13 protein-coding genes are annotated in these 13,175 nt (G+C 63.1%); 3 read left to right on the forward strand and 10 right to left on the reverse strand.

Translation table 11 applies throughout. The annotated features are described in order from the left end of the window. Nucleotides 1-11 precede the first annotated feature (11 nt). The 3 genes from rsgA to NFW30_RS03985 are packed head-to-tail and all read right to left on the reverse strand — an operon-like array spanning nucleotide 12 to nucleotide 2,483. The gene (gene rsgA, locus NFW30_RS03975) at nucleotides 12-878 is read right to left on the reverse strand and encodes a ribosome small subunit-dependent GTPase A (RefSeq protein WP_295355877.1); all 867 of its coding nucleotides are present in this window, start codon (nucleotides 876-878) and stop codon (nucleotides 12-14) included. Continuing rightward, complete coding sequence (locus NFW30_RS03980) at nucleotides 875-1,216, reverse strand: 4a-hydroxytetrahydrobiopterin dehydratase (RefSeq protein ID WP_295355878.1); 342 nt, start codon at nucleotides 1,214-1,216, stop codon at nucleotides 875-877. Before NFW30_RS03980 ends, rsgA begins: the two co-directional genes overlap by 4 nt. 28 nt (nucleotides 1,217-1,244) lie before the next feature. Then, nucleotides 1,245-2,483, reverse strand: coding sequence for a M48 family metallopeptidase (locus NFW30_RS03985; RefSeq protein ID WP_295355879.1), 1,239 nt, complete (start codon nucleotides 2,481-2,483; stop codon nucleotides 1,245-1,247). 44 nt (nucleotides 2,484-2,527) lie between these two features. On the opposite strand from NFW30_RS03985, the gene orn reads away from it, so the two are divergent. Next, nucleotides 2,528-3,073 (forward strand): oligoribonuclease, encoded by a 546-nt coding sequence (orn, locus tag NFW30_RS03990; RefSeq protein WP_295355880.1) that lies wholly within the window; start codon nucleotides 2,528-2,530, stop codon nucleotides 3,071-3,073. A gap of 172 nt (nucleotides 3,074-3,245) precedes the next feature. Here orn and NFW30_RS03995 read toward each other — a convergent pair whose 3' ends face one another. From NFW30_RS03995 to trxA, 4 genes are all read right to left on the reverse strand, one after another. After that, nucleotides 3,246-4,910 carry a glycosyltransferase family 39 protein gene (locus NFW30_RS03995; RefSeq protein WP_295355881.1) on the reverse strand — a complete coding sequence of 555 codons (1,665 nt, stop codon included), beginning with the start codon at nucleotides 4,908-4,910 and terminating at the stop codon, nucleotides 3,246-3,248. 87 nt (nucleotides 4,911-4,997) lie between these two features. Further along, entirely contained in the window at nucleotides 4,998-5,213 is a 216-nt protein-coding gene (gene rpmE, locus NFW30_RS04000; protein WP_295355882.1) for a 50S ribosomal protein L31, read from the reverse strand. A gap of 209 nt (nucleotides 5,214-5,422) precedes the next feature. After that, nucleotides 5,423-6,679, reverse strand: coding sequence for a transcription termination factor Rho (gene rho, locus NFW30_RS04005; RefSeq protein ID WP_295355883.1), 1,257 nt, complete (start codon nucleotides 6,677-6,679; stop codon nucleotides 5,423-5,425). Nucleotides 6,680-6,879: 200 nt separating this feature from the next. After that, on the reverse strand, nucleotides 6,880-7,206 hold the full coding sequence (trxA, locus tag NFW30_RS04010) for a thioredoxin TrxA (RefSeq protein ID WP_034933209.1): 327 nt from the start codon (nucleotides 7,204-7,206) through the stop codon (nucleotides 6,880-6,882). A gap of 196 nt (nucleotides 7,207-7,402) precedes the next feature. Here trxA and fdxA point away from each other — a divergent pair, with 196 nt between their 5' ends. Both fdxA and fadD read left to right on the forward strand, forming a co-directional pair. Beyond that, the gene (fdxA, locus tag NFW30_RS04015; protein ID WP_295355884.1) at nucleotides 7,403-7,726 is read left to right on the forward strand and encodes a ferredoxin FdxA; all 324 of its coding nucleotides are present in this window, start codon (nucleotides 7,403-7,405) and stop codon (nucleotides 7,724-7,726) included. Nucleotides 7,727-7,977: 251 nt separating this feature from the next. Next, nucleotides 7,978-9,654, forward strand: coding sequence for a long-chain-fatty-acid--CoA ligase FadD (gene fadD / locus NFW30_RS04020; protein WP_295355885.1), 1,677 nt, complete (start codon nucleotides 7,978-7,980; stop codon nucleotides 9,652-9,654). Nucleotides 9,655-9,767: 113 nt separating this feature from the next. On the opposite strand, the gene NFW30_RS04025 is transcribed toward fadD, so the two are convergent. The 3 genes from NFW30_RS04025 to icd all read right to left on the reverse strand — a co-directional run bounded on the left by NFW30_RS04025 (nucleotide 9,768) and on the right by icd (nucleotide 13,094). Next, complete coding sequence (locus tag NFW30_RS04025; RefSeq protein ID WP_295355886.1) at nucleotides 9,768-10,382, reverse strand: ankyrin repeat domain-containing protein; 615 nt, start codon at nucleotides 10,380-10,382, stop codon at nucleotides 9,768-9,770. Nucleotides 10,383-10,580: 198 nt separating this feature from the next. After that, nucleotides 10,581-11,483, reverse strand: a complete 903-nt coding sequence (locus tag NFW30_RS04030) for a DUF4399 domain-containing protein (protein ID WP_295355887.1) — start codon at nucleotides 11,481-11,483, stop codon at nucleotides 10,581-10,583. Between the two features lie 381 nt (nucleotides 11,484-11,864). Further along, complete coding sequence (gene icd / locus NFW30_RS04035) at nucleotides 11,865-13,094, reverse strand: NADP-dependent isocitrate dehydrogenase (protein ID WP_295355888.1); 1,230 nt, start codon at nucleotides 13,092-13,094, stop codon at nucleotides 11,865-11,867. Between the last annotated feature and the right edge of the window lie 81 nt (nucleotides 13,095-13,175).

Here is a 13,175-nt window from a genome sequence, read left to right on the forward strand (position 1 = left end):
CTCGTGGAAGGTCAGTTGATCTCGGCGCAAAGTGCGCGAAAGGCAGCGAAGCGGCGGGGGTCGATTTCCCCGCGTGACAGCGCAGCCCGGACTCCGCAATCCGGTTCCCGGTCATGGCGGCAGTTGCGGAAGCGGCAACTGCCGAGCAGCGGGCGCAACTCGATGAAGGATTCCGCAATCTCTGCGGACGACAGGTGGTGAAGCCCGAAGGCGGTCAGCCCGGGCGAGTCGATGATTGCCGCATGCCGGTTCGGGCGATAGAGGCGGGCGTGGGTCGTCGTGTGCTTGCCGGTGTGCAGCGCGTGGGATAGCTCGCGCGTCGGGGCACGCGCGCCCGGGATCAGGGCATTGATCAGTGTGGACTTGCCCATGCCGGATTGCCCGATCAGCAGGCTCAGGTGATGCGAAAGATGCTCCGTGAGCGGGCTGGCGTCGCGCCGCGCAGTCAGTCTGAGGACGCGGTAGCCGAGCCTCTCGTACGGCGCCAGCATGGCGGCCGCTGTGGCCAGCCGGTCTTCGAGATCGCACTTGTTGAGGACGATCAGGGCGGCGATGCCCTGGCTTTCCGCGGCGACGACGCATCGGGTGACCAGTTCGTCCGAAAACGGCGGTTCGGTGGCGACGACGATGACGATCTGCGTCACGTTGGCTGCAATGAGTTTCTCGCGGCCGGCGTCGGAGCGATAGAGCAGGCTTTGCCGTGGTGCGAGTGCCTGGATCACTCCTTGTTGCGAGTCGAGCCTGTCGATCATGACGCCGTCGCCGCAGACGAACTCGCCCTTCTTGCCGCGAGGCACACAGAGCACGGTCGCGCCGTCGGTGAGCTCGACACGATACTGTCGCCCGTAGGCGGCGACGACCGTTCCGGTTACGGTCAAATTCCCGCCAGTGCCTCGATCTTGGCCGCACAGACGAAATCATTGCGCGACAGCCCGCCGACGTCGTGGGTGCTGTAGCGGACAATCACGTGGCCATAGCCGACCTCGAGATCGGGGTGGTGATTTTCGCGTTCAGCCAGGCCGGCGACGATGTTCACGAAAAGGACGGCGCCGGTGTATCTGTCGAAGCCGAACCTTTTCCAGAGAACGCCGGTGGCGTCGATCTGCCAGCCCGGCAGGTCGACGAGCATTTGGGTTGCCTGCATCGGGTCGATGGCGTGCTCAGTACCGCGCAGCGGACGGCAGCGATCAGCAGCCAGATCCTGTTGTCCTGACATCGTGTGGCCTCCTCGTCGTCGCTGGTTCTCAGGTTCTCTGCAGGCGCGCGATGCGCAGTGCAGCGGGTGGATGGGAGTCATAAAAAAGCGAGTGTAACGGGTCTGGCGTCAGGGTGGCTGCATTGTCCTCATAGAGCTTCACCAGCGCCGCGACGAGGCCCTCCGCCGAGGCGTTCGTCGCGGCGTAACGATCGGCTTCGAATTCGTCCCGGCGCGACAGCAGACTGAGCAGAGGGGTAAGCAGGAAGGTGAAGACCGGGCCGACGAGGAAGAAGAGGAGCAGTCCGAGAGCCATGTTCCTGTCGCGTAGACCGAGGCCACTGAAGAACCACTCGGCATTGATCAGCTGACCCAGCAGGGCGAGGAGTGCGAGCGAGATGGCGAACAGCATGATCATTCGCTTGACGACGTGACGATGCTGGAAGTGACCGAGTTCGTGCGCCAGTACGGCTTCGATCTCGCCTGGCTGCAGGCGGGCGAGCAGGGTGTCGAAAAAGACGATCCGCTTGCTTTGGCCAAAGCCGGTGAAGTAGGCGTTGCCGTGGCTGGACCGCTTCGAGCCATCCATGACGAAGAGCCCGGAACTGGCAAAGCCGCAGCGTGCGAGGAGTGCTTCGATGCGCGCCTTGAGGGCGTCGTCGTCGAGCGGGGAGAACCTGTTGAACAGGGGGGCGATCCAGCTCGGGTAGAGCTGCAGCAGGAGGAGATTGAACGCGCACCAGAAGAGCCAGACGTAGAACCACCACCACGGCCCCATCCGTTCCATCAGCCAAAGCACCGCAAGTATTGCCGGGGCACCGATGACCAGTCCGAGCACGGCCTGCTTCGCCAGGTCGACGAGAAACAGGGCTGCCGTCATGCGGTTGAAGCCAAAGCGCTCTTCGATGACGAACTGCCTATGGATCGTCAGCGGCAGGTCCACCACGGCCGAGATCATCACGACGCTGAGGATCACGGCGACGCCGTAAGCCAGGTCGTCGAGACGCGGCGACCAGAAGTCGTGGATCGCTTGCAGACCGCCGCCGAACGTGAGCAGGAGCAGCAGACACATTTCGACGCAGAGGCAGACCCGGCCGAAGCGGCTGCGGGCCAGCGTGTAGTCAGCCGCTCTCTGATGCGCCCCGAGATCGATCCGATCGGCGAAGCCGGCGGGGACCGCTGCCCGGTGCGCCATGACGCAGTTCATCTGGCGCTGCGTCAACCACAGTCGGCAACCGCACATCAGCAGCAGGGCGACGATGAACGAAAGGGAGAAGGTGTTTGGCATGGGGCTGTGACACAATGGCGCTTTTCGGGACCAGATCGGATTATATGGCACAGGCCGACAATCGCCTCGTTTGGCTGGACATGGAAATGACGGGGCTCGACCCCGAGCGGGATCGCATCATCGAATTGGCGATGGTCCTTACCGACGACCAGTTGGTGACCATCGCCGAGTCACCAGTCTGGGTGGTGCACCAGATGGACTCTTGTCTCGATGGAATGGACGAGTGGAACCGCAAGACGCACGGTCGCTCGGGGTTGATCGAGCGGGTCAGGGCGTCGCGGCTCGACGAGGCTGCAGTCCAAGCGGCGGCGCTGGATTTTCTGCGAGTACACGTGGTGCAGGGGGCGAGTCCGATGTGCGGCAATTCGGTTGGCCAGGATCGTCGATTCATGCTGCGCTACATGCCACAGTTGGAGGCATGGTTCCACTATCGCAATCTCGACGTCAGCACGCTCAAGGAGCTCTGCCGGCGATGGCAACCCGAGGTCGCCAGAGCGTTCGTGAAGAAGGCCGATCACACGGCGCTGGCAGACGTCCGTGAGTCAATCAGCGAACTGCAGTACTACCGCGAGAACTTCATCCGGGCATGAGCGGAGGAGAGTGCGCGTTCGTTCCGGCGACTCAGAGATTGTGATGACTCCACTGCGCGACTGACCTGCGGCGTCGCCCACTCGCTCCCTCCTTGCCTGGCGATCGGACGTGTTTCGTCGCTCGCTCGTGCCTTCCATCTCGGCCCGCTCGCGACGATTTCTGCACTACCCCTCAGGTGCCGGCTGTGGTGCTCCGCTTGCCACCGCGCACGTAGAGCTGCAACTTCTCGCTGTCGCGGCGATCGGAGGGGCGGCCTCCTTGCCATATCTTTCGCCAGTCCCGCCCTGCCGTCAGACCGCCGTCCTTGGGTGAGCCATGGAACAGGAACAACTGGCAGTGCGCAGCGGCGGGCGATGCCGCTGACACCGTGCGAATACCCTCGAAGTAGTCTAGTGAGGCCAATACGGGATCCGCGACGTTGACGCTCACGATGCACCCATAGCCTGCCGGCAGGTTTCTGGCAAGTGATGCGGCGGCCTGACGATAGGTCTTGATGTGGTCGATCCAGGGCATCCAGAGGGTAGCGATCAGTAGCCAGAAGAGCGTCAGTCCCGCCATCCAGTGCATGATGCCGCGCATCGGTGAGCGCGCCGTGGTGGCGATCAGCCAGCACCACGCGGCCGTCGCCAACAGTGCGAAGCCGGCGGCGACGACGCTGAAGTGGGCGATGAAACCGGGTGCCAGGCGCAGGGACTGCCGGCCCAGAGTCGCCGGCCAGCCGAAAACCATGGCGCACCAGCCAATCCAGGCAAGCACTGCCAGAATACTGAAGGTGATCATGCCGAACCAGTCGAACGCGTTTGCGGCGCCCCGCCGCAGCGAGCTGACTCCGGGAACTGCGAGCAGCACCAAGGGTGGCAGCAGCAGCAGCGCCGATGCACTGCGCGCATCCAGCCAGAAGCTGATCATGGGTAGCGCGGACAGCAGGGCGAAGAGGGGCAGGGCAAGCGGCGTGCTCGGCAGATGCCTTCGCTTTGCCCACAGAGCCCAAGCGGCGAGTGGGAAGGCCGGCCAGGCATACCAGGGCAGCATGAGCAGGAGGCGCAGCAGTCGTGGCCACGGTTGCGCCGTGCCGGCGAGCTGGCTCAGCTCTGTGAGACTGAAGGCGGCCAGGTAGGACGGGTCGCGCAACGCCAGAGCCGCCAGCCACGTGGCCGCAGGAAGGGTGGCCAGCAGGACGGAGGCCGCCAGCAGGAGGGCCACACGTTGCCGGTTGTCGGCGCGCCAAGCGACGAAGGCGGCGACTGGCAGCAGGGGCAGCATCGCTGCCAAGCCGTTGGTCAGGAGACCGAGGCCAAGGGCGATGGCGAAAACGATGGCGCCGCGGCGCGGTCGCCGCGCCAGTTGCGTCAGGCCCCAGTAGGTGGCCGCATGAGCCGCCAGCGTCGCCAGCATCGGTTGCGCTTCATGCGCGTGGAACAGGAAGCCGATGCTGCCGGCGAGCAGCAGAGGCGCCGCTGGCGCCTCGGTGCGGCCATGCAGTTCGCGCCCCGCGAGCAGGATGAATGCCAGCGCCAGCAATGTGCATGCTCCGCTGGCCAGGCGGGCGCCGTCATGCAGCGGCAGCAGCCAGGATGACAGGTAGGCGCTGCTCGCGGCCAGCCAGTAGTAAAGGGGGGCGTCAGGATAAGGGCGGCCGGCGAGTCCGGGTGTCAGCCAGTTGCCACTCGACAGCATCTCGTGCACGACGCCGATGGTCACCGCGTCGTCGTTCTTCCAAGGGTCGTGGCCGATCAGGCCCGGCAGGACGTAAAGCGCGAGCAGGACGGCCAGGCTCCAGCCGCCGGGCGGCAGCGTGAGGCCCCGTAGGCGAGCCGGCTGCGCGGTTGCCAGCATCTGGGCTCTAGTGCCGGAGGCGCATGTCTGGCGGAAACGAAAAAGGCAGCCTGGGGGCTGCCTTCCTGGTCGAACCCGCCGTTCGACCTAGGCCGTCTTGCGCATGGCGCCGTACTTCTGATTGAACTTCTCGACCCGACCCGCCGTGTCGATGATCTTCTGCTTGCCGGTGTAGAACGGATGGCAGGCTGAACAGACCTCGACGTGCAGCGCCTTCTTCATCGTCGATCGCGTGGTGAAGACGTTGCCGCAGGAGCAGCTCACCGTGATCTCGTTGTATGCGGGGTGAATCTTTTCTTTCATCTGTTGTTCTTCCGGTACGTTGGAAATGGCGCGCTATCAGCCGCGCCATCGGCAATGGGCCTTGCGCGGGTGGTCGGTCTCTCCGCAGGGCCGGATTATCCGCGATTTCTCGCTCGGCTGCAATCTGCCGTTGCCCCGGCTGGCTGCGTCAGGCACGCCATTGGTCCGGGGCCGACGGGAACGGAATCGATGGCCGCTTTCGCCGCGGATCAGCGGCGCATCGAGTCGAAGAACTCGCCGTTGTTGCGCGTTGCCTTGATCTTGTCCAGCAGGAACTCCATCGCTTCGAGATCGTCCATGTTGTAGAGCAGTTTGCGCAGGATCCACATCTTCTGCAGGACGTCCGGTTTAAGCAGCAGTTCTTCCCGGCGCGTGCCCGATCGATTGACGTTGATTGCTGGGTAGACGCGCTTTTCCGCCATCCGGCGATCAAGGTGGATCTCCATGTTGCCCGTGCCCTTGAACTCCTCGTAGATGACGTCATCCATCCGACTGCCGGTATCGATCAGGGCGGTGGCGATGATGGTCAGGGAGCCGCCTTCTTCGATGTTGCGCGCGGCACCGAAGAAACGCTTCGGCTTCTGCAGTGCATTGGCGTCGACACCGCCGGTAAGGACTTTGCCGGACGCCGGCTGCACCGTGTTGTAGGCGCGCGCCAGGCGGGTGATCGAGTCCAGCAGGATGACGACGTCCCGCTTGTGTTCGACCAGGCGCTTGGCTTTCTCGATGACCATTTCGGCAACCTGTACATGGCGGGTCGCCGGCTCGTCGAAGGTCGATGCCACGACCTCTCCACGCACCGAGCGTGTCATCTCGGTCACCTCTTCGGGGCGTTCATCGATGAGCAGCACGATCAGCGAGACGTCCGGGTGATTGCTGGTGATGGCGTGCGCAATGTGCTGCATCATCACGGTCTTGCCGCTCTTCGGGCTGGCTACCAGCAGCCCCCGCTGTCCCTTGCCGATGGGCGCGATGATGTCGATGATGCGGCTGGTGATGTTCTCCTCGCCGCGGATGTCCCGTTCGAGTTCCAGATGCTCGGCCGGATGCAGTGGTGTCAGGTTTTCGAACAGGATCTTGTTCTTCGATGCCTCTGGTGTCTCGCCGTTGATCCGGTCGACCTTGACCAGGGCGAAATAGCGCTCCCCCTCCTTGGGCGTTCGAATCTCCCCTTCGATGGTGTCCCCTGTGTGCAGGTTGAAGCGCCTGATCTGGCTCGGACTGACGTAGATGTCGTCGGTGCTTGCGAGGTACGAGGTGTCCGGCGAGCGGAGGAAGCCGAAACCGTCGGAAAGGGTTTCGAGCGTGCCGTCGCCAAAGATGCTTTCCCCCTTGCGGGCCTGGTTCTTCAGCAGGGCAAAGATCAGCTCATGCTTGCGCAAGCGATTGGCGCCCTCGATGTTGTTGTTGACCGCCATATCGAGCAACTGGCTGACATGTAGCGCTTTGAGTTCGGATAGTTGCATGTGCTGACGAGAAATGAGGGAATGGCCGGGCGACCGCTCGCAGGCAGATCGACCCGGGATGTGCGGCGACCGCCGCGCGAGGACGGCTAGGACTGATGCAAGAGAGCGAGAGTGCCTGAACGCTTTGGACCGGGCGGGGGGGCTTCGAGCGGGAGATTCGCGTCGGCCCCCGGTACCATCAGGCCGCGAGGGTAGTGGCTTTAGAGATTGCTGTCAATGAAAGTGACCAACTGGGCGCGTGACAGAGCCCCCACCTTCGTCGCCTCGACGTTGCCGTTCTTGAACAGCATCAGCGTCGGGATGCCCCGGATGCCGTAGCTTGCCGGCGTCCTCTGGTTGTCATCGATGTTCAGCTTGACGACCTTCAGGCGGCCCGCATAGTCGGTGGCGATGTCGTCGAGCAGCGGCGCGATCATTTTGCACGGGCCGCACCATTCTGCCCAGTAATCGACCAGAACCGGTTCTGCCGACTGCAACACGTCGGCAGCGAAGCTGTCGTCCGTGACGTGATGGATGTGTTCGTTCATTCAAAGCCTCTTGCGGGATCTTGGATGGGGAGCTTGGTGAGCGCAGACGGGGGGCTGCCCTGGGAGCGACCTGGACTCCAATCGGCTAGCCACGCAATGCTAGCGAAAAAAACTCGCCAAGGGAAGCCGTGCGTTGGCCTGAACCGCTGCAATTACGTTATAGTCGTCTTCGTCTCATATCTTCAGAAACACAATCATGGCGTACGTTGTTACAGAGAACTGTATCAAATGCAAGTTTACGGATTGCGTCGACGTCTGTCCGGTCGACTGCTTCCATGAAGGGCCGAACTTCCTCGTGATCGATCCCGAAGAGTGTATCGACTGTACCCTTTGCGTCCCGGAGTGTCCGGCGGAAGCAATCTTCGCCGAGGATGATGTACCGCAGGCGCAACAAGGGTTCATTGCCCTGAATGCGGAACTGGCACAGATCTGGCCGGTCATTTCAGAGCGCCGGGAAGCATTGCCGGATGCCGACGAGTGGAGCGGCAAGCCGGACAAGCTGAGATATCTGGAGCGTTGATCCGGTTGCCGCTCGTTCCTGGTGGCGACGGCGAGTGCTGACTGACCAGCAACGATGTGCATCGATCGATCACCCGTTCGCTGCGGTAGCCGGGAAACAGCCATTCGGGCAGCAGCGTCAGGGCAAATCCTCTAGAATGGTGTGGGCTTGCGTTCATCAGGACGCTTCTGCCCGGCCGGCTGGAGTGGCCGTGGATCTGATGGGCATGCAAGAGTGAAAATATTGGACAAGGTAACCACAGGAGGAGAACCGTGGAAAGAATCTGGCTTCAGAGCTATCAGAAGGGTGTGCCAGCAGAGGTGGACCTGAGCGACTTCCAGTCGCTCGGTGAGTTGTTCGAGAGGAGTGTCGGTCAGTATCGCGATCGTGTCGCCTACATCAGCATGGGGGCGCAGATCACCTACGGCGAACTCGACAAGCTGTCACGGGATTTTGCCGCTTACCTGCAATCCGTTCTCAAGCTGCCGCAGGGCGCACGCGTGGCGCTGATGATGCCGAATGTCCTGCAGTATCCGATCTGCATCTTCGGCGCGCTGCGCGCGGGCTATGTCGTAGTCAATGTCAACCCGCTGTATACGCCGCGCGAGCTCGAACACCAGCTCAAGGACTCGGGTGCCGAAGTGATCGTCATTCTCGAGAACTTCGCCGTGACACTCGAACAGGTGGTCGCCCGGACGCCGGTCAAGCACATCATCGTGGCTCGTCTGGGTGACATGCTTCCCTTCCCAAAGGGAGCGGTGGTCAACTTCGTCGTCAAGTACGTGAAGAAGATGGTCCCCGCCTGGACCCTGACGCGGGCGGTCAATTTCCGGACGGCACTCGGCAAGGGGGCGGCTGCCGAACTGAAGGCGGTCAGCGTGCAGCAGGAGGATTTGGCCTTCCTGCAATACACAGGGGGTACCACTGGCGTCTCGAAAGGGGCGATGCTGTTGCATCGAAACATCCTTGCCAACCTTGCGCAGGCGCACGCCTGGATCAATCCCGCGCTTGGCGACGAACAGCACATGGTCGTGACGGCGCTGCCCTTGTATCACATCTTTGCCCTGACGGCGAACTGTTTCACGTTCTTCAAGATTGGTGCCAGCAACCTGCTGATCGTCAATCCGCGCGACATTCCCGGTTTCGTCGGCGAACTCGCCAAGCATCGCTTTACCGTCATTACGGGTGTCAACACGCTGTTCAACGCGCTGCTGAACAACGATGCCTTCTGCGCGCTCGATTTCGGGCACCTCAGGGTCACCCTCGGCGGTGGCATGGCGGTGCAGAAGGCGGTGGCGGAACGATGGAAGCAGGTGACCGGCAAGCCGCTGATCGAGGCCTACGGTCTCACCGAAACCTCGCCGGCGGCAACCATCAATCCGCTCGACATCCCGGCCTACAATGGTGCCATCGGTGTTCCGATTTCGTCGACCGAGGTCACGATTCGCGACGATGCGGGCAGGGACGTGCCACTCGGCGAGCGCGGCGAACTGTGCATTCGTGGCCCGCAGGTGATGAAGGGGTATTACAACCGTCCGGAGGAAACGGCGAAGGTGATCATGCCGGATGGCTTCCTTCTCACCGGCGATATCGCCGTGATGGACGAGAAGGGTTTCGTGCGGATTGTCGACCGCAAGAAGGACATGATTCTCGTCTCCGGTTTCAATGTCTACCCGAACGAGGTCGAGGACGTGGTCGCGCAACACGCCGGCGTTCTGGAGGTGGCGGCAGTCGGGGTGCCGCATGAGAAGTCGGGCGAGGTGGTGAAGATTTTCGTGGTCAAGAAGGATCCGGCACTGACGGCCGAGGTGCTGATCGCCCATTGTCGCGAGCATCTGACCGGCTACAAGGTTCCGGGACAGGTCGAATTCCGCAGTGAGCTGCCAAAGACCAACGTCGGCAAGATCCTGCGCCGTGAACTGCGCGACGAAGCGACCAGGAAATCCTGAGCGGACGAGAAGAATGGCGTGGACGCGAGCGATCGGGCGGCGAGTTGACAGCCCCGTGCCGGCGGGGCGTCGTCGTCACTATCGCTGCCGCTGCCTCGCCACCCACTTCCGGGTCAATCCCGCGCGGCGTACTGTCGGAGCAGTTCCGCGGTGACCGGGTGCCTGTTGCGCGAGGCGTAGAACAGCGGCGTGTTGCCGCTCTTGTCCTTGCTCTTCGTATCGGCGCCGTTCTCGACCAGGACGCGCGCCACCCTCGGTTGGCCGGTTGCCGCGGCCAGATGCAGTGGAGTCTGGCCGGTTTCGCTGCGCGCATCGACAGCGGCCTTCCTCGACAGCAAGAGTTCCACCTCGAGTCTTCCACCGGCGACAACCGCTGCATGCAGCGGCGTCATGCCGATGCGGTCGCGGGCTTCGATATTCGCGCCGCTGTTGAGCAGCAGTTCGCTGGCTCTGGTACGGCCGTAGAAAGCAGCCATGTGCAGGGCCGTCCTGCCAAGGGTGTCGGTGTCGTCGATCTCGGCTCCTGCGTCGAGCTGCGCCCTCATGGCGGCCAGATCACCGCGGGCGGCGGCGGTTGCCAAGGCGGGCGCCTCGGTTGGCGGCTCTTCGACGCTGATGGCTGGCGGTGCCGTCGGGATGCTGCTCTCTGGCTCCCGGCTGCAGCCACTCATGGTGATGAGGAGCATGCAGATCATCGATACGGCGGTCTGGCGCAAGGCTTTCGTCATCTCACAAGCTTTCCTGCCCGGTTCAAGCGGAATTCGAACGGCGACCGGGCCTCTCTGGGAGCCCGCAGGCTGGTCCCAACCGGCAGGCACGAGCCGTTCAGGGTCGCAGGTCGCAATCGGTTCGATGCATCTTACCATCGCTGCGGCCACCGCGCCCGCCACCTCCACGGGGAACGCATCTGGCGATCGTCCGGTCCTTCACGGGCGGGTCATCGTCTGGCGCTTGGTGACCGTGACCTGCAGTTGGTCGCGCAACAGGGGCTGGCCGTTGCCGGCCAGGAAGGTGAGGTCGAGATCGTAGTCGCCAGGTTCGAGATCAAGGATTGTCTCGGTCTGGCCGTCACTCAGCCGGAGGCTCCGCAGCACGGAGCGATTCTGTCTGACGTCGATCTGGAAGAACCCGGTATCTGCGATGGCCGTCCTTTCCGCTGCGACACCGAGCCCGACGACACCAAGTTTGAGCAGGAAAGGGGCGCCGACCGTCTCGCCGTTGCGCAGGTTTTTCACGTAGACGAGTTTCTCTGCCACCGGTGGCGTCGTCACTTCATCCTGGTACCACGCCTGGCAGGTTTCGGCAAAGCGAGCCGGGTCGATCTTCGGCTTCGGCAAGTCCTTTCGGCTACCCGTCACCATGATGTTGATCTTGCGACTGAAGACGTAATATGGGCGATGCTCGTGATCGGCAAAGAGCAGGCGCAGGTTGTGCGGTCCGGGCGATAGGTCCAGCGCGACCGCTGTCTGTCCCTTGCCAAAGTGCCGGTGCTTGTCGGAGAAGGGAATCGGTTCGGCAACCGATGCCGGAAGCGGGGTGTCGATCAGCAAGTGGTGGTGGCCGGTTTGCTCGCGCTTGTTGCCGGCAGGCATCACGCCCATGCCGCGGATGCCGAACTCGACCCACAGTGGGCTGCGAACCTGGAAACCGTCGCGCAGGTTGGAGAACGTTACCGGCGTCGAGTCGGCGAACAGGTTGACGGCGGCGCGGTCAGCGGTGAACTGCAGCCAGCACCGGCGTTCGAGCGGATCATCCGGCAGCGGTCTGGCGCTGGCGCTGAGGGGGAGGAGGAGCAGTGCAGCCACGGAAAGACTGGTCCGGCGATTCATCGGTGGCCTCCCTCTGGGCAGTTGGTGGTTGCGACGCACGGCGCTCGCGGTGCAGGGTGTGGCCGGCCGCCGCGCCCCCCTCGGGAGACTGGCCGCGCAGCCGATCCTTTCCCCGGCACCTGGCGGCGTGGAATCCAGGGCGACATCGCCGGGCCAGAACGGTGGGATGCCGTCGCTCCGATGTTGTGGGCGATTCTACCGCATCGTCCGCGCGACTGGGCAAGGGCCTGCCGAGGGCTTGCGACTGACGGGCAAGCGAGCGGGATGATGCCAAGAAGGCCATTGGGACGTGCTCACCCGATGACCGAGAAAAGAAAAAAAGGACCCCCTCGCGGGGGTCCCTCGTGGTGCGGCAAGCCAGGCTTGCGTCGCATCGACTCCCTACATGCGGGCAATCATGGCGTCGCCGAATTCCGAGCAGGAGACCTCGGTGGCCCCATCCATCAGGCGCGCAAAGTCGTAGGTGACGACCTTGTCGCCGATCGCCGCTTCCATCGAGGCGATGATCAGGTCTGCGGCTTCGAACCAACCGAGGTGGCGCAGCATCATTTCTGCCGAGAGGATCAGGGAACCCGGGTTGACCTTGTCGAGACCGGCATACTTGGGTGCCGTGCCGTGCGTCGCTTCGAAACAGGCGTAGGCGTCGGAGATGTTGGCGCCCGGAGCGATGCCGATGCCACCGACCTGGGCGGCCAGCGCGTCCGAAATGTAGTCGCCGTTCAGGTTCGTCGTGCAGATCACGTCGTACTCCGCCGGGCGCAGCAGGATCTGTTGCAGGAACGCGTCGGCGATCGAATCCTTGATGACAATGCCATTGGGCAGCCTGAGCCACGGCCCACCATCGATCTCGACGCCACCGAACTCCTTCTTCGCCAGCGCGTAAGCCCAGTCACGGAAGGCGCCCTCGGTGAACTTCATGATGTTGCCCTTGTGGACGATCGTCACCGATTTGCGCTTGTTGCTGATCGCGTACTTGATGGCTGCGCGAACGAGGCGCTCGGTACCCTCCTGTGACACTGGCTTGATGCCGATTCCCGAACTGGCCGGGAAGCGGATCTTCTTCACGCCCATCTCATCCTGCAGGAACTTGACGACCTTCCGGCAGCCCTCGGAATTCGCTTCCCACTCGATGCCGGCGTAGATGTCCTCCGTGTTTTCGCGGAAGATGACCATGTTCGTCTTGGCCGGATCCTTGAGCGGCGAGGGCACACCCCGGAAGTAGCGCACCGGGCGAACACACTGGTAGAGATCGAGTTCCTGGCGCAGCGCCACGTTCAGCGAGCGGATGCCACCACCGACCGGCGTCGTCATCGGCCCCTTGATCGATACCGAGAACTCCTTGAGTGCGCCAAGGGTTTCGGGGGAGAGCCAGACGTCGGAGCCGTACATCTGCGTCGACTTTTCGCCGGCGTAGACTTCCATCCAGAAGATCTTCTTCGCCCCACCGTAGGCCTTGGCTACTGCCGCATCGACCACCTTGATCATCACCGGCGTGATGTCGATGCCGATGCCGTCGCCCTCGATGAACGGGATGATCGGATTGTCGGGGACAGCCTGCCCCGGAACGATTTTCTGGCCGCCTTGTGGGACTTTGATCAGACTTGCGCTCATGCCAACTCCGTGTAATGTCGTGTGGGTGAAACATCCGCTTCGGGTGCCAGCGCCGCTGCTCCCGGCCTGCGGTGCTGGCAC

Source organism: Accumulibacter sp. (assembly GCF_023806635.1).
Taxonomy (GTDB): Bacteria; Pseudomonadota; Gammaproteobacteria; order Burkholderiales; family Rhodocyclaceae; genus Accumulibacter.